The following is a 21,665-nucleotide window of genomic DNA, read 5'->3' on the forward strand; positions in this document are numbered from 1 at the left end:
GGGACCCCCGGCACCGTGCCCCTCACACGCGTTTCCGTGGCAAGGTGTTCCGGGCACTTCACAGGGGTCTACGGAGAAGGGGGAACCGTGATCGTCTGGCTGAACGGCGCGTTCAGTGCGGGGAAGACCAGCACGGCCAGGGAACTGACCGAGCTGATCCCGGACAGCACCCTCTACGACCCCGAGGTGATCGGCGGGGCGCTGCAGTACCTGCTGCCGCCCAAGAGAATGGGCGAGGTCGGCGACTTCCAGGACCTGCCGGTCTGGCGGCGGCTGGTCGTCGACGCGGCGGCCGCCCTGCTCGCCGAGGTCGGCGGGGTGCTCGTCGTCCCCATGACCCTGCTGCGCCAGGAGTACCGGGACGAGATCTTCGGAGGGCTCGCCGCACGCCGCATTCCGGTGCGACATGTGCTGCTGGATGTCGACGAAACGATCCTGCGCGCCCGGATAGCAGGCCGCGAGGAGTTCGCGGACGACCCCGACCGCAGCGAGTCCGTCCGGCAGTGGGCGCTGGACCACATCGCCCCCTACCGCGAGGCGCTCCCCTGGCTCCGTACCGACGCCTACGCCGTCGAGACCGGCCGGCTGACGCCGCGTGAGGCGGCCGAGCGGGTCGCGGACGCCGTGCGCAGCGGCGCCGCGGGGGCGTGCGCCATCGTGCAGACCCCCGAGCCGACGGCCGAGACGCTGGCCGCCGGGGTGCTCCTCTTCGACGAGGAGGACCGCTTCCTGCTGGTCGACCCCACGTACAAGCCGGGCTGGGAGTTCCCCGGCGGCGTGGTCGAGCCCGGCGAGGCGCCCGCCCGCGCCGGGATGCGCGAGGTGGCCGAGGAGATCGGCATCCAGCTCGCCGAGGTGCCCCGCCTGCTGGTCGTCGACTGGGAGCCGCCCAAGCCGCCCGGCTACGGCGGCCTGCGGTTCCTCTTCGACGGCGGGCGGCTGGCCGGGGCCGACGCCCGCCGGCTCCTGCTGCCCGGTTCCGAGCTGCGCGGCTGGCGGTTCGTCACCGAGAGCGAGGCGGCCTCCCTGCTGCCGCCCGTGCGGCTGAGCAGGCTGCGCTGGGCGCTGCGCGCCCGCGAGCAGGGGCGCCCGCTCAACCTCGAAGCGGGGGTTCCCGTGGGGTGACCCCCCGGCTCCGGGGCGCGTGCCCCGGAGCCCGGTTCCCGAACGGCGGAATGCCCGCATACCCGCCCACCGGAACCGGCGCGTCCTTCGGAAGAATGCCTCCTTCGGAAGAACCGGCCGCCGCAACGGCGACAGGCCACCGTGGTGAGCGTCCGGCGCAATGCCCGGCTACCGGAACCGGCCCGCTCTTCGCGATCCGCTCTTTGCGATCCGCCGGAACGGCTACCGCTTGCTCTCCGCGTAGTTGCCCAGGAACAGGGCCTCCGCCAGGGAGAGCCGCTCCAGCTCCTCCGGCGAGACGCTCTCGTTGACCGCGTGGATCTGCGCCTCGGGCTCGCTCAGCCCGATCAGCAGGATCTCCGCCTCCGGGTACAGCGCGGTGAGGGTGTTGCACAGCGGGATCGAGCCGCCCATGCCGGAGATCTGCATCTCCTGGCCCGGGTACGCGATGCGCATGGCGTCGGCCATCGCCGTGTAGGCCGGGCTGCCGGTGTCCGCGCGGAACGCCTGCCCCTGCCCGATCTGCTCCACCGCGACGCGCGCGCCCCACGGGGCCGCCGCCTTCAGGTGCTCGCCCAGCAGCTTCGTCGCCGCGACCGCGTCCGTGCCCGGCGGCACGCGCAGGCTGATCAGCGCCCGGGCACCCGCGTGGACCGAGGGGGTGGCACCGATGACGGGCGGGCAGTCGATGCCGAGGACGGTGACGGCGGGACGCGCCCACAGCCGGTCGGCGACGGTGCCCGAGCCGATCAGCCCCACGCCGTCGAGAACCCTGGCGTCCTTGCGGAAGTCCTCCTCCGGGTACTGCATGCCCTCCCAGCTCGCCGCCGCCTCGGCCTCCAGGCCGGTGACGGTCGTCGAACCGTCCTCTGCGCGCAGCGAGTCGAGCATGCGGATCAGCGCCGCCAGGGCGTCGGGCGCCGCGCCGCCGAACTGGCCCGAGTGCAGATTGCCCTCCAGGGTGTCCACCCGGACGCGGACGAGCGTCATGCCGCGCAGCGTCGCGGTGGCCGTGGGCAGGCCCACGCGGAAGTTGCCGGCGTCGCCGATGACGATGCTGTCGGCGGCCAGCAGCTCCGGGTGCGCCGTGGCGTAGCGCTCCAGGCCACCGGTGCCCTGCTCCTCCGAGCCTTCGACGATCATCTTCACGCTGACCGGCACACCGCCGTGCTCCTTGAGCGCGCGCAGGGCGGTCAGGTGCAGGATCACCCCGCCCTTGCAGTCGGCCGCGCCGCGCCCGTACCAGCGCCCGTCGCGCTCGGTCAGCTCGAAGGGGGGCGTGAGCCAGGCGGACTCGTCCAGCGGCGGCTGCACGTCGTAGTGCGCGTAGAGCAGCACGGTGGGGGCGCCCGCCGGGCCGGGGAGGAAGCCGTAGACGGACTGAGTGCCGTCGGGGGTGTCGAGGAGGGCGACGTCCTCGAACCCCTCGGCCCGCAGGGCGTCGGCCACCCAGCCCGCGGCCGCCTCGCACTCGCTCTTCGGGAACTGCGCCTCGTCCGCCACCGATCGGAAGGCCACCAGCTCGGCCAGCTCGGTCCTGGCGCGGGACTGCAGCGAGGCGACCGTCGCCGCGAGCTCGGCCGGGACCGGCCGGTGGTGATGGTTCGAGGACGCTTCCATGGAACGCTCCTTGTGGACGCGGCGTTGTATCCGTACGTATGGGCGATTGTGCCGTCGATCCTCCCACGCCCGCCTCCTGCTGCGCCCACGGCCTTCCCGTGGTGGCGCCGCGAGAGGCTGGCCGTAGGATGCGGGCGGTAGCCGTAGCCGGTGATCGAGCGGGAGTAGAAGCACAGGTGAGCAGCGACAACACAGCCGAGGGCGCGGAGCGGGACGCGGGCGGGGGCCCGGAGCCGGTGTGGGACGTCGTGGTGGTGGGCGCCGGGCCCGGCGGGGCTTCCGCGGCCCACGCCGCCGCCTCCACGGGCCGCCGGGTACTGCTCCTGGAGAAGGCCGAGCTGCCGCGCTACAAGACGTGCGGCGGCGGCATCATCGGCCCCTCGCGGGACGCCCTGCCGCCCGGCTTCGAACTGCCCCTGCGCGACCGCGTCCACGCCGTCACCTTCTCCCTCAACGGGAAGCTGACGCGCACGCGCCGCTCCAAGCGGATGCTGTTCGGTCTCATCAACCGGCCCGAGTTCGACGCCGCCCTGGTCGAGGCCGCCAAGGACGCCGGCGCCGAGCTGCGCACGGGCGTGACCGTCTCGCGCGTCGAGCAGCACGGCCCGGCCGTGCCCGACCGGCGCGCGGTCGCCGTGGTCCTCTCGAGCGGCGAGACCGTCCTCGCCCGTGCGGTCGTCGGGGCCGACGGCAGCGCCGGGCGCATAGGGGCACACGTGGGAGTGAAGCTCGCCCAGGTCGACCTCGGCCTGGAGGCCGAGATCCCCGTGCCCCCGACGGTCGCCGAGGACTGGGCCGGGCGCGTGCTCATCGACTGGGGCCCGATCCCCGGCAGTTACGGCTGGGTCTTCCCCAAGGGCGACACCCTCACCGTCGGTGTGATCTCGGCCCGCGGCGACGGCTCGGCCACCAAGCGGTACCTGGAGGACTTCATCGCCCGCCTCGGCCTCGCGGGCTTCGAGCCGAGCATCACCTCCGGCCACCTCACCCGCTGCCGCTCGGACGACTCCCCGCTCTCCCGCGGCCGCGTCATCGTCTGCGGCGACGCCGCGGGCCTGCTGGAGCCGTGGACCCGCGAGGGCATCTCCTTCGCCCTGCGCTCGGGCCGGCTGGCGGGGGAGTGGGCGGTCCGCATCGGCGAGGCGCAGGACGCGGTCGACGCCCGCCGTCAGGCCCTCAACTACGCCTTCGCCATCAAGGCCGGGCTGGGCGTGGAGATGGGCGTCGGCCGCCGCATGCTCGCCTTCTACGAGCGCCGCCCGGGTCTGATGCACGCCGCGCTCACCGGCTTCCGCCCCGCGTGGCACGCCTTCACCAGGATCACCCGGGGCACGACCACGCTCGCGGAGATCGTCCGGACGCACCCGATGGCCCGGCGCGTGCTCTCCGCGGCGGACCGCCCGTAGCTCCCGGCGCGGCCGCCGGTCCCGGGGCGCCCGGCGCTCCCCGGCCGTCGGCCGGTCTCCGGGCGCCCCGGAGCAGGCCCTCGCCCTCGTGCGTGAACTGCGGCCGGGCATCGTCTTCATGGACATTCGCATGCCGGTCCTTGAGGGTCTCGTGATCACCACCTTCGAACTGGACGAGTGCGTCTTCGAGGCCATCCGCTCCGGCGTCTCGGGCTTCCCGGCCTAGGACACCGAGCCGGAGGAACCGCTGCGTGCGGTGCGGGCCGTGGTGCACGGGGACGCCCTGCTCGCGCCGGGCGTGCCCCGCGGCCTCATCGCCGGGTCCGCCGGCGCGAGATACGACGCCGACCGGCATCGGCGGGTCAAACCGGGCTGACCCCGCTCCTGCACCCGCTCCTCCGTGGCGCGGCGGCCCTGTCAGAAGAGGGCCTCCGGACCGGTGGCCTCGGGCGGGCGTACGTGCACCTCCGCCGTCGTCTCCGACCCCGGCGCCGCCGCCGTGAGCGCCCACCCGGCCAGCTGCCGTGCGTCCACCAGCAGTTGCCGGCCGTCCGCCGCGTCCAGGTACAGGTCGGGCCCCGCCACCGCGGCGACGCTGCCCGATATCGTGCACCCGGGCGCGAGCACGACCGTCCCGCAGCCCGGCCGCAGCCGGTCGAGGTGGAAGACCGCGTCGTGGTGCACGGCGGCGAAGGGCAGCACGGTCAGCGATTCCGGCAGCGTGCCGAGCCCGCACGCCTGCGCGTGCAGGGCGGCCAGCTCGGCCGTCCGCGACTCCTGGGCGGGCGCGGGGCACCGGGCGGCCCGCTTGGCGGCATAGGGGATGCGGTCGGGCACCGAGAGCGCCGCGCCGAGCACGGCCTCCGCGCGGCGAGCCGCCATCAGCGGCCCGCGCCCCAGCAGTGCGTAGGACAGCGCGCCCTGTTCGAGCAGGCGCACCCCTTCGCGCTCGGCCGCGGTGATGCCGACCTTGACCGCTCCGGGCACCGACCACGCCAGGTACACGTCGTACGGGCGGGGGTCGTCGAGGGCGGTGTCGGCGGCGACCGAGTGCGAGCGGTCCAGCCGTGCGCACTCCGCGCACTGCGCCGAGACCGCGGGCGCCGCCACCTCCGCGCCCACCGGGCACGGCGTGCGCCGGCCGGCCCTGCGGACCCCCACGCACCGCCGTGCGCCGCCCGTCGTGAAGGCGATCGGACGCCCTGCGGGCAGCGGGGTGCTGCGCTCGCCGTGCACGGGGTGCAGCCAGGCCAGGGACGGCCCCGCGGCCTCCCAGCGCACGCCGCCGCACCGCCAGTCCCCCTGCTCGGCGCTCATGGCCCACCCCTTCCGTCCACGCCTTCGGATTGTGTCAGCCCCCACTGACAACGCCGCCGCCCGCGGGCGGATGCGCCTCAGCGAGCCCCGGCGACCGTGCGGCGCGTGGCGTAGGCGACGGCCGCCGCCACGGCTGCGAGGGCCGCGACGGTGGTCAGCGCCGTGGGCAGGGACGACCCGTCGGCGAGGAGGCCGATGACCGGAGGCCCGAGCAGCATTCCGCCGTAGCCGAAGGTGGAGGCCGCGGCCACGCCGGCCGGACCGCCCAGCTCCCCGGCCCGTCCGACCGCGACGGGGAAGATGTTGGCCAGCCCCAGGCCCGTGACCGCGAATCCCACGAGAGCGGCCCAGACCGTGGGTGCCAGCGCTCCGAGCAGCATGCCTGCGGCGGCCGCGGCCCCGCCTGCGACGAGCGTCGCCGTCTGGCCGAGGCGTTCGAGCAGCACGGTGCCGCCCAGCCGGCCCAGGGTCATGGCGAGCGCGAAGGCGGAGTAGCCGGCGGCCGCGACGCCCGCGCGGGCTCCGAGGTCCTGCTGCAGGTGCAGCGCGCCCCAGTCCGCGAGCGCCCCTTCGCCGTAGGCCGTGCACAGGGCGATCACGCCGAAGAGGGCGACCGTCCGCCTCCCCCGGCCGGCAGGGGTGCCGTCCGCCGCCGCGGCGGGCCGGGCCCGCTCGGTCCGCGGCGCCGGGTGCGTCAGGAGGGTGCGTCCCGCGACCGCGGTGACGGCGAGCCCGATCAGGGTCAGGAACAGCAGGTGGCGGGTGGGGGAGAGCTGTCCGGCGACGAGGCCGCCCAGCCCTGCGCCCAGCATCCCGCCGAGGCTGAACGCGGCGTGGAAGCCCGGCATCACGGGCCTGCGGAGCGCGGCGACGAGGTCGACGGCCGCGCTGTTCATGGCGACGTTGATGCCGCCGTAGGCGGCGCCGAAGACGAGCAGGACCAGGCCGAGGGCCGGGGCCGAATGCGTCAGGGGCGGCAGTGCGATCCCCGCGGACATCACTACGGCGGCGGCGACGGTCACCGGGTGGCTCCCGAACCGGCGGCAGAGCCGCCCGGTCAGCATCATGGTGGCCACCGCGCCCGCCGACACTCCGAGGAGGGCCAGGCCGAGGGCGCCCGTGGACGCCCCGGTCTGCTCCTTGATCGCGGGGATGCGGACCACCCAGCCGGCGAAGAGGAAGCCGTCGAGGGCGAAGAACAGGGTGATGGCGATGCGGAGGCGGCGGAGGGCGGGTGCGGCCGGAGCCGGGCGCTGTTCGCCCAGAAGGGCCGTCCGTATTTTGTTTAGCGTCGGCACAAAGTCAGAATAGGGGTGTGACCCAGACTCGGACAACACGTTTGGAGCGGGGCCGCGGCGCCCTCGGCCCGGCCCTGGAGCTCGTACACACCGGCCGCGCCCCCACGCGCGCGGTGCTCACCGCCGAACTCGGGGTGACGCGCGCGACCGCCGGTGCCGTCGCCGCCGAGCTGGAGGCCCTCGGACTGATCACCGTCGACGCCCGCCCCGCGGCGGCCGGCTCCCAGGGCCGCCCCTCGCACCGGCTGTCCGTCGCGCCCGGCGGACCGGTGGTACTCGCCGCCCAGGTCCACGCCGACGGCTTCCGCGCCGCGCTCGTGGGCCTCGGCGGCCGGATGGTCGCCACCGCACCCGGCTGCATGACCGTCCCCGCCGACCCGTCGCACATCATCGACGCCGTGGTCGAGGCCGGGGCCGGCCTGCTGCGCGAGACCGGCCGCCGCTGCCTGGGCGCGGGCCTCGCCGTCCCCTCGGCCGTCGCCGAGCCGGAGGGCACCGCCCTCAATCCGCTCCACCTGTCCTGGCCCGCCGGCGCGCCGGTCCGCGAGCTGTTCACCCAGGCCCTTGCCAAGGCCGGGATCCCCGGGCCCGGGGGCGCCACCGCCACCGGCTCCACCGGCAACGACGTCAACCTCGCCGCGCTCGCCGAACACCGGCACGGCGCCGGCCGCGGCTCCCGGCACCTGCTGTGCGTGGCCACGGGCCACCGCGGCGTCGGCGGAGCACTCGTCCTCGACGGCCGCCTGCACAGCGGCAGCTCCGGCCTCGCCCTGGAGGTCGGCCACCTCACCGTCAACCCCGCCGGTCTGCCCTGCCACTGCGGCAGCCGCGGCTGCCTCGACGTCGAGACGGACCCGCTCGCCTTCCTCACCGCGGCCGGCCGCACCCCCGGGCCCGAGGTCTCCCTCCTGCAGCAGTCCCGCGACCTGCTCCGCACGGAGTACTCCGACCCGGCCGTGCGCACCGCCGCCGAGCTGATCGTCGACCGGCTCGGCCTCGGCCTCGCTGGTCTGGTCAACATCCTCAACCCCGACCGCATCATCCTCGGCGGGCTCCACCGCGCCCTGCTGGACGCCGATCCCGAGCGGTTGCGCGCCGTCGTCGCCGACCGCAGCCTGTGGGGCCGCAGCGGCAGCGTGCCGATCCTGCCCTGCACCCTCGACTACAACAGCCTCATCGGCGCGGCCGAAGCCGCCTGGCAGCCCGTCCTCGACGACCCGCTGGCGGCCCTGGGCTGACGGACGTCGTGAGCGGTCACGCGTGCGCGCGCACGCGTGACCGCTCACCGGCTGCTTACACGGATCGCTGACACAGGTCGCTGAAAGAACGAGAGAACCACGCACCACGCCGCGGAGTACGCGCACCACCCCTGCGTACTCACCGCGCGGCAGCCGTACGGCAGCCGGCCGTACGACAGTGGGCCGTAAGGCGACCCGCCGGCCTGGCCGACGGCGGCCCGGGCCCTGGAACCCCTGCTTCCCCCTCGCCCGGCCGCCGTCGTGAACGCACCCGCGAGCCGGGCCTGCTGCGGGCGGGTGGGACGGGCCCGCGGGCGACTGCGCGCGATGACCCGCTGGGAGCCGGTGCCGGCCACCGCGTTCGGAACGGCCGGCGGTCCGGTGCTCGCCGGCTTCCTCGGCCGGGCCCTCGTCCGGGCCCTCGTCCGGGCCACGGGCACCGCCGCCTTCTCCGTGCCGGGGCCGCGGTCCGCCCGGCGGGCGGCGCGCCTGGACGTCCTGCGCGCCGTCGCGGCGGAGTGAGCACCGCGCACCCGCCCGGGGTGGGGACCCCCGTCCGGTCAGCCGGGAACGGCGGAGCGGACAGGGGAGCGGACGGGGGAGCGGTCGAGCACCGCGGCCGGCCTGCGGGCGGCGGCGGGTTCGTCGAACGCGGGCTCCTCCAGCGGCGGGAGGGCCGGGACGGGCTGTTCGAACGTGACCGTCGTCCGGTCGTCCCGGGTCTGCCGGACACCGGCGGCCGGCTCGGGTACGGGCAGCGAGAACCAGACGACCTTGCCGCCGTCGTGGCGCTCCTGGACGCCCCAGCTGTCGCTGACGGCCGCGATCAGGGCGAGACCGCGGCCGTGGGTGCTGCCGGCGTCCGGGTCCGCGAGACGGGGCAGCCGCGGGTCGTGATCGCGGACCGAGACGGTGAGCCGGTCCAGTACGAGGTCGATCTCGACCGTGCAGCGTTTGTCCGGCTCGGCATGCTGGTGCACGTTGGTCAGGAGTTCGGTGACACAGAGCGCCGCGGGGTCGATGAGCGGATCGAGATTCCAGTACCGCAGTTGCGCAGATACGATTCTGCGGACCTGGCCGATCCGCGGCGGAAGAGCCTGGAGCTCTACGGTGCAGTGCTTGTTCGGTCGGCTGATCACGGCTGCGACTCCCTGGAAGAAGTAGGGCTAGCCTGATGCAGAAGGGCGTTCTGGCACGCGCTGGGGCCGGGCCGGCGGAGGTGGCTGCCGAGCCGGGCGGCGGCTGATGTCCAGAGCGTAGCCACCGGTGAACCCTCAGTGATGCTGGTACGAATCAAGGGTCGGCTCCCGCAGCCGGAAGCGCAACTTCTGCACCCTCAGCCCCTGGCGTCACCATGGCGTCCGGAGCGGACGGCCTCCAGAAACCGCCGGACGGCGGCCTCCCCCGACGCCTCCTCCGGTGCGTCCTCCAGCCGGCCCAGGGTGAGCAGGTAGCGCGTGCCGTTCACGGTCGCCCGGGCGCGGTCCCGGCCGGAGAACCACGGCTTGCTCGCCTGGACCGACCCCAGGGGGGCGCTGTCGATCTCCCGGCCGTAGCTGGTGAGCAGCTCCAGCCTGCCGTCCCTGATCTTGACCTGGCCCGCCCGGGTGAGCGAGCGAAGGGATCGCTCGATCCGCACCCCGGTCGCGGTGAACTCCGGCTCCGCCACGCCAACCGCCTCCCCGGCCGATTCGTGTGCTCGTGCGCAGTCTGCCTGTGAGGCGGCTCACGCACCAGTGCCCATTTATGATCGAAAGGTCCGAGTGCTCCGCATGGGCCCGGATGGAACGGGAGGAGCGGCGTGAACGGCACCGTGGACCCGGGGGACGCGGGCGGGGCGGCCCTCGGCCCGGACCCGGCCGCCTCCCCGGCAGGCCCCGCCCCCACCCTCGACGTCGACCGCAGCGACCCCGCCTACCGCGCCTGGCTCGCCGAAGCGGTCCGCAAGGTCCAGGCCGACGCGAACCGTTCGGCCGACACCCACCTGCTGCGTTTCCCCCTGCCCGAGGAGTGGGGCATCGACCTCTACCTCAAGGACGAGTCCACCCACCCCACCGGAAGCCTCAAGCACCGCCTCGCCCGCTCGCTCTTCCTGCACGGGCTCTGCAACGGCTGGATCCGCCCCGAAGCCCCCGTCGTCGAGGCGTCCAGCGGCTCTTCGGCGGTCTCCGAAGCCTATTTCGCCAGCCTGATCGGCGTGCCGTTCGTGGCCGTCATGCCCCGCACCACCAGCCGGGAGAAGGCCCGGCTCATCGAGTTCCACGGCGGCCGGTGCCACTTCGTGGACGACCCCCGCAAGATGTACGCGGAAGCCGCCCTGCTCGCCGAGCGCTCCGGCGGCCACTACATGGACCAGTTCACCTACGCCGAACGGGCCACCGACTGGCGCGGCAACAACAACATCGCGGAATCGGTCTACAGCCAGCTGCGCCGCGAACGCCACCCCGTGCCCGCCTGGATCGTCGCCACCGCGGGCACCGGCGGCACCTCCGCGACCATCGCCCGCTACGTGCGCTACATGCAGTACGACACCCGCATCTGCGTCGCCGACCCCGAGTACTCCTGCTTCTTCGAGGGCTGGAAGAACCACGACCCCGCGGTGACCGGCGAGCGCGGCTCGCGGATCGAGGGCATCGGCCGGCCGCGTATGGAACCGAGCTTCATGCCGGGCGTGATCGACCGGATGATGAAGGTGCCGGACGCCGCGAGCATCGCCGCCGTCCGCGCCCTGGAGCAGGCCATCGGCCGCAGGGCGGGCGGCTCCACCGGCACGGGGCTGTGGAGCGCCCTCAAGATCGTCGCCGAGATGGCCGGCAACGGCTCCAAGGGCAGCATCGTCACCCTCCTCTGCGACCCGGGGGAGCGCTACCTCGACACGTACTACTCCGACGCCTGGCTCGCCGAACAGGGCATGGACATCGGACCGTACGCCGCCGCCATCACCACGTTCCTGGCCACGGGGCACTGGCCGGACTGACACTGCCCGCCACTCGCCACACACCACCCGCCGCCCGTGCCGGGCGGCCGCCGTCAGCGCGTGCCGCCCCGCATCGCCGCCAGGCGCCGGTCGAGCGTCAGCAGCGCGTCACGGAAGGCATGCCTGAGCCCCGGCCGCCCCAGCGTCACCAGCAGCCGCACCGCAGCGGGAGCGTCCAGCGCCACCGTCCACCGGACCACCGTGCCCGTCCCCGAGGGCAGCAGCTGCCACTCCTCCAGCATCGCCCGCACCCCGGGCACGTTCGTCACGTCGATGCGGTACGCGTACCGGTGCGAGGGCTCGGCCGCCATCACCGTCTCCATGAAGCGCACCCCGCCCAGCAGATGCACCTCCCGGCCCTCGCACCCGGACCGCTGCACGGGCCGCGCCAGCGTCACCGCACGGAACCAGCGCGTCCAGCCCGGAACGTCCAGTGCCAGCGCCCGGAAGACCTCCTCCGGCGCGGCCGCCGTACGGGAGGCAAGAACCACCCGCAGCGGTGCGTTCGCGACGAAGTCCAGCCCCACCGGGCGCAGTCGGTACACCATCGAGAGAACCCCCAAAGGGTCGGCGGCCTGCCGGGTGCCGATACCTTAGCCCCGCACGCCGTCGCATGTGGTGGAGTCACCGGAAGCATCCGCCACCACGAGCTCCGGTAACCTCTCGGCGATCTCCCGCCGCACCGTCTCCGGCAGCCCCGCATCCGTGACGAGCGCGTCCACCTCGTCCAGCAGGGCGAACGAACTGAGCCCCACCGTGCCCCACTTGGTGTGGTCAGCGAGGACCACCACGCGCCGCGCCGACCGCACGAAGTGCCGGTTGGTCTCCGCCTCCGCCAGGTTCGGAGTCGACAGGCCCGCCTCTGCGGAGATGCCGTGCACCCCGATGAACAGCACGTCGAAGTGCAAGGAGCGGATCGCCGCGTCCGCGACGGGCCCCACCAGCGTGTCCGAAGGCGTACGCACCCCGCCCGTCAGCACCACCGTCGCCGCCCCCGGCCGGGCCGACGGACCCGCGGCCGTCACCGGCCGCTGCGCACTGTGGAAGACGTCGGCCGCCCGCACCGAATTCGTCACCACCGTCAGATCCGGTACGTCCACCAGCCGTTGGGCCAGCGCGAACACCGTTGTCCCGCCGGCCAGGGCTATCGCACTGCCCGGTGGAGCCATCCGCGCCGCCGCCCGCGCGATGTCCTCCTTGGCGGCCAGCTCCAGCGCCGACTTCGCCTCGAACCCGGGCTCGTGTGTCGTCGCCTCCGCGACCGGCACCGCACCGCCGTGCACCTTCTCCACCACGCCCAGCCGGGCCAGGGCGTCGAGGTCGCGACGGACCGTCATGTCCGAGACATTGAGCCTCCGCGTCAGTTCGTTGACCCGCACCCCACCGCGCCTCCTGACCTCGTCGAGGATCAGCGCACGCCGCTGCTCCGCCAGGAGATTCTGGTTGTCGCTCACCCGGCCCGTCCTTTCCGGTCAGCCACCGGCAGTCGTGCGCGCTCATCCTCCCACGCGAGCCGCGCCGGCGATCGTCTCCGTTCGGCCGGATCACGATTGGGCTTCGCCCACCGGCTGCGGCCGATTGTCAGTGCCCACCGGCACCATGCTGGTGGAGGGAGAACCACACCGGCATCGGGGGGACGCGGTGGCACCGGAGGAACGACCGCACAGGCAAGCGGCGGAAGCGCCCGGTCAGGGGCAGGAGGAAGCCTTAGCGGCGAAAGCCCCGCCGGCGAACGCCCCGGAGCTCGCCCTGGAGTTGCTCGTGCACGGAGTCGGCGGCGCCACGCCGCAGGCCATGCTGGGCGATCCGCGCACCGAGCGCGTCACGGGGGACGGCACCGCCGGCATCCACCGCCGCGTTGCCGACCTCGACGCGGAGACCCGCCCCGGCGACCACCGGAGCGAACCGGTCCGGGAGGCCTACGTCTGGTCCAACCTCACCTCCGGCGACGGCTCCCGCGCCCTGTGGCTGATGCTGCTGCCCTTCATGGTCATCAACCTCGCGCACTGGATGCGCCCCACCTCCGAGGGCCGCCCCTGCACCGTCCGGGCCTACGGCCTGCTGGTGCGGCTCGTCGCCCTCACCCTCACCGTGCTGCTCACCGCCGCAGCCTGCGAGGTGGCCCTCGACCTGACGGCATGGCAGTGCGCGGGCACACACGCGTGCTCCTCGGGCAAGGCCTGGCTCGGCTTCATGTCGGCCGACCGGCACGGCTGGTGGAGCCCGCCCGGCCGCAGGCTCGCCCTCGCCGCCGCCGCGCCCACGGCCCTGACCGGCCTGCTCTGGCTCCTCTCCCGCCGCACCTGGAGCGCCTACGAAGCCCAGGCCCCCGCCCGTGCCGGCTCCGACGAGGACACCCGCACGGCCGGCGGCCGCCCCGCCCTGTGCCTGCCCGGCTTCTGGTACGGGCGGCGCATCGTCGCCCGCCTGCGCGCCGCCCACACGGCCGCCGCCCTGCTCACCGTCGCCGCCTTCCTCGCCCAGGCCGCCTCCCGCCACGACCGCGCACCCGGCGGCAGCGCCGCGCTCGACGCCCTGGGGTGGGCCCTCGTCGCCGTCCTGGCCGCTGCCTCCGTGTACGTCGTCCACGCCGTCTGCCGCCGGGGCCGCAGCGAAGGCGCCCCCGACGACACCCTCGACCGGTTCACCGTCGCCGCCCTGCCCTTCACCGCGCTCGGCCTGCTCCTGCTCGCCGCCGCCTACGCCGCCTGGGACCGGCCCGGCTGGCAGTCCCGCGGCATGCTCCCCGGCGACCGCGTCTTCGGCCTGATCGCCCTCGGCCAGGGCGCCCTCGTCCTCCTCCTCGCCTTCGCCGCCCGCCGCCTGCACCGCGCCGCCCCCGCCGAGCGGACACCCCTGGGAGGGCTCGCGGGCCCCGCCGTCGCCACCCTTGCCTGCGCCCTCGGCGGCGTCATGACCGCAGGCGTGGCCCAGCGCGTCGCCGACTGGCTCGACGGCCCGGCCACCCCCGGCATGGGCGACGGCCCGATCGGCGGACCACCGCCCCTGCTCACCTGGCAGGCGTCCGTCATCCCGCCGCTCCTCGCGGTCCTGTTCCTGCTGCTCCTCGTCCTCGTGGTGCGCACCCTGCGCCTGCGCGAGCGCCTGTGCCGCACCGTCCCCGACGGCTATCCCGGCGAAGGCCACGACCGGGCGCGCACCCGTGCCATCGCCGGCACCGTCGCCCGCGCCGGCCTCACCGACGCCGCCCCCTGGGTCCTCGGCACGGTCGCCGGCCTCACGCTCCTCCTCGGCGGCGGTGCGGTCGCCGGAGCCTGGAGCACGCACGACGTGCCGGGACGGGCCGCCGCCGGCACCACCCGCATCGTCGAGGACGTCGCGCAGACCGCCCAGGCGCTCGGATCCTGGTGCGTCGGCCTCGGCTTCGTCCTGCTGATCGCCTGGGGCCGCCGCGCCTACCGCGACCCCGCCGCCCGCCGCACCGTGGGCATCCTCTGGGACGTCGGCACCTTCTGGCCGCGCGCCGCCCACCCCTTCGCCCCGCCCTGCTACGCGGAGCGCGCCGTCCCGGACCTCACCTGGCGGATGCGGACCTGGACCGAGCGCACCGGCGGCCGGCTCGTCATCTCCGGCCACTCCCAGGGCAGCGTCCTCGCCGCGGCCGCCGTCTGGCAGCTGCCCGCCGTCACCCGCGGCCGGGTCGCGCTGCTCACCTACGGATCGCCCCTGGAGCGCCTTTACGGACGCTGGTTCCCCGCCTACTTCGGTCCCGTGAAGCTCGCCGCGCTGCACGACGACATCCACTGCTGGTGCAATCTGTGGCGGCTCACGGACCCCATCGGAGGCCCCGTCCGCCTGCCCGGCGAGGTCCCCGCCACCACCGCCGTGGACCGCGGCCCCCTCAAGGACCCCCTCGCCTACGGCCGTACGGCCGAGCACCCGCTGCCCGCGGCCATCCTCGGCCACTCCCACTACCAGTCCGACCCCGAGTTCGCCCGGACCCGCGCGGCCCTGCTGGCCCGCCTCGCCGCCTGGATACCGGTGCCCCGTCAGGGCAGCGCGGGCAGGTCCTCGGCGTAGAGCAGGGTGAGGTCGTCGGTGCTCGGGTCGGTCAGCTGCGCCACCCGGCCCGCGTGCCGCTCGACCATCGCCTCGAACGTCTGCCGGGCCGTACGGCCGTTGCCGAACGCCGGCCCCCTGGGGATGTCCGTGAAGTACTGCAGCAGCGCCTCGGACGCCCCGGCCCCGATCCGGTACTCGTGCTCGTCCGCCTGCTGCTGCACGATGCGCAGCAGCTCCTCCGGCGCGTAGTCGTCGAAGGTGATGGTGCGTGAGAAGCGCGAGGCCACCCCGGGATTGACCGTCAGGAAGCGGTCCATCTCGTCGGTGTAGCCGGCGACGATCACCACGACCTCGTCCCGGTGGTCCTCCATCAGCTTCACCAGCGTGTCGATGGCCTCCCGGCCGAAGTCCCGCCCCGAGTCCTCGGGGGCGAGCGCGTACGCCTCGTCGATGAACAGCACGCCCCCGCGGGCCCGGTCGAACGCCTCCTGGGTGCGGATGGCCGTCGAGCCGATGTGCTCACCCACCAGGTCCACGCGGGAGACCTCCACCAGATGGCCGCGCTCCAGCACCCCGAGCGAGGCGAGGATCTCGCCGTAGAGGCGGGCCACCGTCGTCTTGCCCGTGCCGGGAGAGCCCGTGAAGACCAGGTGCCGGCGCACCGAGGCGGCCTTCAGCCCGGCCAGCTGCCGGCGCCGACCGACCTCGATCATGTCCGTGAGGGCACGGACCTCCTTCTTGACGCTCTCCAGACCCACCAGGGCGTCCAGTTCGCGCAGCACCGTCGCCGAGGCCCGCGCGCCCTCCGGGACGGCCGCGGGCCGCACCTCTTCGGCCGAGCGCTGCACCGGCACGGCCACCGGCAGCACCGCCGCCCGCGGGACGGCCGTCACGACCGATCTCCCGCCGCCCGCCGCCCCGGAGGGCACCGCCGCGACCGCCGCGGACGTCACCGCCTCGTCGCTCGTACAGCCCTCGCTGACCGGGCCGGCCTCCGCGAACTCGTAACCCCCGCGCTCGCAGCGCTCCGTGCGGCAGCGGGTGAGGGTCGACCTGCAGCCGTCGATGACGTGGAAGCCGTAGCCGCCGCTGCCCGTCACCCGGCACTCGTGGAACGTGCCCCGGCCCCCGGCCGAGACGTAGAAGCCCGCCTCCACGGGCGAACTCACCGTGCACTGCTCGACGGTGGGGTCGGCCCCCTTGGTGACGATGACGCCGGTCGCCGCGGCGTCGATGGTGCAGCCGGCCATGGAGCCGCCGCTGCCGTGGTCACGGAACCACGCGCCCGTACCCACTTCGCGGATCCGGCAGCCCGCGAGCCGGGCCGTCGCCCCGTCGCTCACCGAGACGGCCGTGTGGCGGACCTGGGCGAGGTCGCTGTCGACCACGTCCACATGCGAGCCGCGGTCCAGGACGAACAGAGCGTCCGGCACGTCGTGCACCCGGCAGGAGCCGAGGGAGACCGTCGCCCCGTCGCTGATCCACACCGCCGGATAGTCGCCCTTGCTGTCGTGGATCTCGCACAGATCGGCGTCCACGCGCGTGCCCGGGTCCCACACGGACAGGCCGTTGCGCCCGAACCGGCGCACCGCCGAGCGCGTCATCGACAGCACCGAACGGGACCTGAGGTCCACCCCGTTCTCCGGCACGTCGTGGATGTCGCAGTCGACCAGCGAGAGCACGGCGTCCGTGTCCAGCCGCACCCCGTCGCCGGACGTGCGGTGCACGCGGCAGTCGGTCAGCCGGCCGGCCGCCCGGGAGGCCACCTGCACCCCGGCCCCCCGCACCTCGTACACCTCGCAGCCGACCGCCTCCAGCGAACTGCCCTCGCCCGTGAGCGAGAGGCCCTCGCCCGAGGCGTGGTGCACCCGGCAGCGCTCCAGGCGCGGATGCGCCCCGCCGTGCACCGCGAACCCCGACTGCCCGGCGGCCACCACCTCGCAGTCCTCGAAGACGCCGCCCGAGCCGTCCACCACGCTGATGCCGACGCCGCCGGCGTTGTCGACGGTGCAGTGGCGCACGGTGGGCCGGGAGCCGCCGCGCACCTCGATGCCCACCGCCGAGCGCGCCACGATCCGCAGGCCGGCCAGCTCCGGCGCCCCGTCCTCGACGACGAGCGCGGGGGCCGCGGCGTCGTTTCCCTCGATGTGCAGGTCCTGCAGCCCCGCGGACGCCCGTACGGTCAGGGCCACTCCGTCGGCGGGCGCGATGCGCACGCTGCCGCGCGAGCCCTCCACGCCGCGCAGGGTCACCGCGCGGGTGACGACCAGGTTCTCCCGGTAGGTGCCGGGGGCGACGGACAGCACGTCCCCGTCCACCGCCGCTGCCAGAGCCGAGGCGAGGGAGTCGTACTCGCCCGTGCGCCGCCGCCAACGCGACGTGCCGGTATGCGTCACCTGGACGGAGCCCTCTGCCATGGTGCTGCTGTGCCCCCACCTCGTGCGTGCGTTCACCCGGGGCCGGCCGGTAGCGCGCCGGTCACCGTAGCCACCGTAGCGCGCGCGGGCCCCGGGAGTTGACCGGTCAGCTGCCTGCGTCCGCCCGTCCCCAGGTCTGCCCGGCGCGTTCCCACGCGCGGTCCCAGCGGGCGTACCGCCGCTGCATGAGCCGCCATACGACCAGCCGGCGCACCGCCTCCACCAGCCCGCAGGCGACGGTGGCCGCTCCGGCGCCCGCCAGTCCGGCGTGGATGGCGGCCGTGTCGTAGTCCAACGGGCGGCCCGAGAGCCGTCCGTGGTCGTCCGTCCACAGCGGGAACGGCTGCCCGGGGCGCGTGGGATGGCGCACCGAGACGACGCCGGAGCGCTCCTTGCCGTCCGGGCCGGACCACCGGGCGACCACCCGATGGTGTCCGTCGCGGCTCGCGGTGGCCTCGCGGTCGGTCTCGGCGGGCCTGCCGCGCAGGGCCCGCACCGTCGTCGCCGTCACCAGGTGCCGGTGCCGGTGCTGTTCGCGGACCGTGTGCCGCAGGGCGTCGTGGGCGAGCGACCCCGTCACCCAGCCGGTGACCGGGCCCGCGAGCAGCATGAGCACCACGGCGGCCAATCCCACCCAGGATTCCAGGACATCGGTCCGGCGACGCAGGGGATTGCGCCGCCATCGCCATGCGAGTGCCGTAGCGCGCACCATGCTCACCCCCTTCCGGGTCCGTAAATACCTCACACAGGGCATCGCATGCGGAGGAAGACGGCGGAGAGAGCAAAATCACCCCCTCCGGATGCCGTTCGGGGCCGTGCGTTGACGGGTGGCGGGCGGCAGGGAGGGGGCGGGGGAGTGCGGGGGCTCAGTCGAGGATCTCGACGTCGTCGCCCACGCGCAGGGTCCCGGTGTGCTCGGGGATGAGGTTCTTGCCGAACACGGCCTTGCCGCCGATCCGGTGGTGCCGGGCGAGCGTGCGCAGGGGCTCCTTGCCGCGCTCGGCCGTGTGCTGGTCGGTCGTGGTGACGACGCACCGGCCGCAGGGCTTGACCGCCCGGAACGTCACTTCGCCGATCCGCACGCGCCGCCAGTCGTCCTCCGCCCACGCCTCGGTGCCGCCGATCACCACGTTCGGCCGGAAGCGGTCCATGGGCAGCGGGCCTTCGCCGGGCAGGTCGCCGCCGGCGATGAGCGCGTTGAGGGCGTCGAGCGAGGCGAGGGTGGTCACCAGCAGGGGAAAGCCGTCGGCGAAGCTCACGGTCTCGCCGGGACGGGAGAATGCGGGGTCGATGCCGCGGCGGGCCGCCGGCTCGTCCATGTGGAAGAGCCGGGCCTCGAACCCCAGGAACGCACTGGCCCACGCATCGGCGGCGGCCCCGGCGGGAACCGCCTCGATCTTGTCCCGGAACACCTGCACCGTGACCGTGCCGCCCGCTTCCACGGGGCCGGGCACGGCGACGTCCAGCGGATCCGCCCCGGGCGCGGCGAGCCGGACGCCGCCGCCGGGGAGCGGTTGCGCCGAGGCCAGCGCGAGCCTCGGCTGCTGCCGCTGGGTGATCATCATGCCGTCGGGGCCGGCCAGCATCCACCGGCGGTCCCCGGACAGACCCCATGGCTCCACGGCCGCCTCGCGCACGGCGCACCCCGCCAGCGACTTGACGGGGTAGAAGTGGACCGCGGTCAGCACAGGCGTGGACATACGGTCATCTTGCCACCCTGATCGGGCGGTTGAACGAATACCTCCGCGCACCGCGGCGGGACCCCCGCACCTGCCGCCGGACCTCGTCGCCGGGCCGCCCCGCGGAACCCGGCAGAGCAGTCACATCGGTTCGAACGGTCAGTAACCCCCCTGATTGGGATACTGACGGTTGTACGGATCCTCGTACTGCGCGGTCGCCGGGCGGGGCGCGACCGGGCGCATCGCGTCATATCCGGCCGGACCGGCCGGCGCCCCTCCCGGCCGCTGCTGCTGGTACTGCTGCGGCTGCGGGGCCGGGTAGGCCCGCGGAGGCTGCTGCTGCGGGATGTACGGCGCGGCCGCCTGCTGCAGCCCCGAGGGCTGCTGCGGGCCGGGCGCGGGATAGCCGTACGGCGCGCCGCCCTGACCGCCGTAGGACGGCTGCGGGGCCTGATGGGACTGCGCCCCGGACGGGCCGGAAGGCAGCGCCGGGAGCGCGGGCAGGTTGCTGCCGCCGCCGTCGTACGGGGACGACACGCGGATCGGGGCGATCTGCGGGGTCCCCCGCTCGGCGACGAGGCTGTCGTAAATCGGGGTGTCCGGGAACGACGACGAGGCGTAGTAGCCGCCGCCGTAGGTGCTGCGGGGGGAGGTCATAGCGCATAAGTTAAGCCCACGTCCCTCGCGCGGTCTACGCCAAGGTCGGCACTAACAATTCCCTGACCTGCAAAGACGCAGGTCAGGACAGAACCGACAAGGCGGGACACATCCCTACGTACGGCCATCCGGGGTATCGCGGCGCGCTCTCCGCCCAGTTGGCCCGTTCCTCCCCTTTCGGGCGGCCGCCTCCGCCCCCTCCGGCTGGTCACCTCCGCCCCTCCGGCCGGTCGGCTCCACACCCTTCAGTCGGTCTGCTCCTCGCGGCGGTCGCCGCCCCACAGCGTGTGGAACGACCCCTCGCGGTCCGTGCGCCGGTAGGTGTGGGCACCGAAGAAGTCGCGCTGCCCCTGGGTGAGGGCCGCGGGCAGCCGCTCCGCCCGCAGGGCGTCGTAGTACGCGAGCGCCGCCGAGAAGCCCGGGGTGGGCACGCCGCGGCCGACCGCGGTGGCGACGACCGTGCGCCAGGCGTCCTGCGCCCGCCCGACCTCGTCGGCGAACCCCTTGTCGGCCAGCAGGGTGGGCAGTTGCGGGTCGGCGGCGAACGCGGCGCGGATGCGGTCGAGGAACGCGGCCCGGATGATGCAGCCGCCGCGCCAGATGGCGGCCACCGCACCGAGGTCGATGTCCCAGCCGTACTCGGCGCCCGCCGCGGCGATCATGTTCCAGCCCTGGGCGTACGAGACGACCTTCGACGCGTACAGCGCCTCCTCGACCCGGGCGGCGAACTCCTCCGCGGCCTCCGGGGAGAGGGACTCCCGCCCGGGTCCGGGCAGTTCGCGCGCGGCCCGGCGCAGGTCGCCGTGCCCGGACAGGGAACGGGCGAAGACGGCTTCGGCGATGCCCGAGACGGGGATCCCGAGGTCCAGCGCGGTCTGCACCGTCCAGCGGCCGGTGCCCTTCTGCTCGGCCTCGTCGGCCACCACGTCCACGAACGGGCGGCCGGTGGCGGCGTCCGTGTGGGACAGCACCTCGGCGGTGATCTCGATCAGATACGAGTCCAGGCGGCCGGTGTTCCAGGTCCGGAAGGTCTCCGCGATCCGGGCCGGGTCGTAGCCCGCGACGTCACGCAGCAGGTCGTACGCCTCGGCGATGAGCTGCATGTCGGCGTACTCGATGCCGTTGTGCACCATCTTGACGAAGTGTCCGGCGCCGTCGGGCCCGATGTGGGTGCAGCAGGGCGTGCCGTCCTTCGCCTTGGCTGCAATGCTTTCGAGCAGTGGCCCGAGGGACTTGTAGGACTCCTCCGATCCGCCGGGCATGATGGAGGGCCCGTTGAGCGCGCCTTCCTCGCCGCCGGAGATGCCGGCGCCGACGAAGTGGATGCCCTTCTCGCGCAGGGCCTTTTCGCGGCGGCGGGTGTCGGCGAAGTGGGCGTTGCCGCCGTCGATGATGACGTCACCGGGCTCCAGGAGCGCGGCGAACTCGTCGATGACGGCGTCCGTCGGGTCGCCCGCCTTGACCATGACGACGATCCGGCGCGGCTTCTGCAGGGCGGCGACGAACTCCTCGGCGGACTCGGCCGGGACGAAGTCCCCCTCGTGGCCGTGCGCGTCGACGAGCGCCTTCGTCTTGGCATAGGTGCGGTTGTGGAGGGCGACGGTGTGCCCGTGCCGGGCGAAGTTGCGGGCGAGGTTGCTGCCCATGACGGCGAGCCCGGTGACGCCGATCTGTGCGGTGGCCTCGGGGGAGGGGGTGCTGGGCATTGCGGGGATCCACTCCTGTCACGTGCGTCAGTGAGGCTGTGCGTAAGGCTTGTGCGAGGCGGCAACGCCGGAGGACATCAAGACCTTCCCGCCAGGCCGCCGGGCATCACCTGGTCATCGTGGCACGGCCATGGGGAGGCGGCCGGGAATGCGCTGAGGTGACCTCGGACTTGTCACCTTTCTTGTCTGACGGAGGCATCCG

The 21,665-nt window shown here is 74.4% G+C and carries 18 protein-coding genes and 1 pseudogene; 7 read left to right on the top strand and 12 right to left on the bottom strand.

Annotated elements, in window-relative coordinates; translation table 11 throughout:
- The first annotated feature begins 87 nt into the window (after positions 1-87).
- The gene (locus tag FGW37_RS28335) at positions 88-1,125 is read left to right on the top strand and encodes an NUDIX hydrolase (protein WP_179083658.1); all 1,038 of its coding nucleotides are present in this window, start codon (positions 88-90) and stop codon (positions 1,123-1,125) included.
- 222 nt (positions 1,126-1,347) lie between these two features.
- Here FGW37_RS28335 and FGW37_RS28340 read toward each other — a convergent pair whose 3' ends face one another.
- Entirely contained in the window at positions 1,348-2,745 is a 1,398-nt protein-coding gene (locus FGW37_RS28340; protein ID WP_179083659.1) for a dipeptidase, read from the bottom strand.
- A 176-nt stretch (positions 2,746-2,921) separates the two neighbouring features.
- Between FGW37_RS28340 and FGW37_RS28345 the strand changes: the two genes are divergently transcribed.
- Positions 2,922-4,151, top strand: a complete 1,230-nt coding sequence (locus tag FGW37_RS28345; protein ID WP_343067201.1) for a geranylgeranyl reductase family protein — start codon at positions 2,922-2,924, stop codon at positions 4,149-4,151.
- Positions 4,152-4,221: 70 nt separating this feature from the next.
- Positions 4,222-4,470, top strand: a pseudogene (locus tag FGW37_RS28350) (response regulator); the annotation flags it as partial.
- A 98-nt stretch (positions 4,471-4,568) separates the two neighbouring features.
- Here FGW37_RS28350 and FGW37_RS28355 read toward each other — a convergent pair.
- Both FGW37_RS28355 and FGW37_RS28360 read right to left on the bottom strand, forming a co-directional pair.
- Positions 4,569-5,468, bottom strand: a complete 900-nt coding sequence (locus tag FGW37_RS28355; RefSeq protein WP_179083661.1) for a DUF2797 domain-containing protein — start codon at positions 5,466-5,468, stop codon at positions 4,569-4,571.
- Between the two features lie 77 nt (positions 5,469-5,545).
- A complete protein-coding gene (locus FGW37_RS28360) occupies positions 5,546-6,766 on the bottom strand; it encodes an MFS transporter (protein ID WP_179083662.1) in 1,221 nt (406 codons plus the stop codon).
- A 17-nt stretch (positions 6,767-6,783) separates the two neighbouring features.
- Between FGW37_RS28360 and FGW37_RS28365 the strand changes: the two genes are divergently transcribed.
- Together FGW37_RS28365 and FGW37_RS28370 are read left to right on the top strand one after the other, a co-directional pair.
- Positions 6,784-8,004 (top strand): ROK family protein, encoded by a 1,221-nt coding sequence (locus FGW37_RS28365; protein WP_179083663.1) that lies wholly within the window; start codon positions 6,784-6,786, stop codon positions 8,002-8,004.
- Between the two features lie 327 nt (positions 8,005-8,331).
- Positions 8,332-8,526: a hypothetical protein gene (locus tag FGW37_RS28370; protein ID WP_179083664.1), complete on the top strand. Its 195-nt coding sequence runs from the start codon at positions 8,332-8,334 to the stop codon at positions 8,524-8,526.
- A 38-nt stretch (positions 8,527-8,564) separates the two neighbouring features.
- On the opposite strand, the gene FGW37_RS28375 is transcribed toward FGW37_RS28370, so the two are convergent.
- Positions 8,565-9,143: an ATP-binding protein gene (locus tag FGW37_RS28375; RefSeq protein WP_179083665.1), complete on the bottom strand. Its 579-nt coding sequence runs from the start codon at positions 9,141-9,143 to the stop codon at positions 8,565-8,567.
- A 197-nt stretch (positions 9,144-9,340) separates the two neighbouring features.
- Positions 9,341-9,673 (bottom strand): hypothetical protein, encoded by a 333-nt coding sequence (locus tag FGW37_RS28380; RefSeq protein ID WP_179083666.1) that lies wholly within the window; start codon positions 9,671-9,673, stop codon positions 9,341-9,343.
- Between the two features lie 144 nt (positions 9,674-9,817).
- Here FGW37_RS28380 and cds1 point away from each other — a divergent pair, with 144 nt between their 5' ends.
- The gene (gene cds1 / locus FGW37_RS28385; protein ID WP_179084955.1) at positions 9,818-10,981 is read left to right on the top strand and encodes an L-cysteine desulfhydrase Cds1; all 1,164 of its coding nucleotides are present in this window, start codon (positions 9,818-9,820) and stop codon (positions 10,979-10,981) included.
- A 53-nt stretch (positions 10,982-11,034) separates the two neighbouring features.
- Here cds1 and FGW37_RS28390 read toward each other — a convergent pair whose 3' ends face one another.
- Together FGW37_RS28390 and FGW37_RS28395 are read right to left on the bottom strand one after the other, a co-directional pair.
- Positions 11,035-11,529: an SRPBCC family protein gene (locus FGW37_RS28390; RefSeq protein WP_179083667.1), complete on the bottom strand. Its 495-nt coding sequence runs from the start codon at positions 11,527-11,529 to the stop codon at positions 11,035-11,037.
- 45 nt (positions 11,530-11,574) lie between these two features.
- The gene (locus FGW37_RS28395; protein WP_179083668.1) at positions 11,575-12,435 is read right to left on the bottom strand and encodes a DeoR/GlpR family DNA-binding transcription regulator; all 861 of its coding nucleotides are present in this window, start codon (positions 12,433-12,435) and stop codon (positions 11,575-11,577) included.
- Positions 12,436-12,775: 340 nt separating this feature from the next.
- Between FGW37_RS28395 and FGW37_RS28400 the strand changes: the two genes are divergently transcribed.
- Positions 12,776-15,022: a hypothetical protein gene (locus FGW37_RS28400; protein WP_246430869.1), complete on the top strand. Its 2,247-nt coding sequence runs from the start codon at positions 12,776-12,778 to the stop codon at positions 15,020-15,022.
- Here FGW37_RS28400 and FGW37_RS28405 read toward each other — a convergent pair.
- From FGW37_RS28405 to gndA, 5 genes are all read right to left on the bottom strand, one after another.
- On the bottom strand, positions 14,992-17,421 hold the full coding sequence (locus FGW37_RS28405; RefSeq protein WP_179083670.1) for a right-handed parallel beta-helix repeat-containing protein: 2,430 nt from the start codon (positions 17,419-17,421) through the stop codon (positions 14,992-14,994). The genes FGW37_RS28400 and FGW37_RS28405 overlap by 31 nt on opposite strands.
- A 106-nt stretch (positions 17,422-17,527) precedes the next feature.
- Positions 17,528-18,175 (bottom strand): Rv1733c family protein, encoded by a 648-nt coding sequence (locus FGW37_RS28410; protein ID WP_425506604.1) that lies wholly within the window; start codon positions 18,173-18,175, stop codon positions 17,528-17,530.
- 112 nt (positions 18,176-18,287) lie between these two features.
- Entirely contained in the window at positions 18,288-19,121 is an 834-nt protein-coding gene (locus FGW37_RS28415; protein WP_179083672.1) for an MOSC domain-containing protein, read from the bottom strand.
- A 138-nt stretch (positions 19,122-19,259) separates the two neighbouring features.
- On the bottom strand, positions 19,260-19,757 hold the full coding sequence (locus tag FGW37_RS28420; RefSeq protein ID WP_179083673.1) for a DUF6643 family protein: 498 nt from the start codon (positions 19,755-19,757) through the stop codon (positions 19,260-19,262).
- A gap of 245 nt (positions 19,758-20,002) precedes the next feature.
- Entirely contained in the window at positions 20,003-21,463 is a 1,461-nt protein-coding gene (gene gndA / locus FGW37_RS28425; protein ID WP_179083674.1) for an NADP-dependent phosphogluconate dehydrogenase, read from the bottom strand.
- Positions 21,464-21,665: the final 202 nt, after the last annotated feature.

Origin of the sequence: Streptomyces rectiverticillatus, from assembly GCF_013394065.1 — a bacterium.
Taxonomy (GTDB): domain Bacteria; phylum Actinomycetota; class Actinomycetes; order Streptomycetales; family Streptomycetaceae; genus Streptomyces; species Streptomyces rectiverticillatus.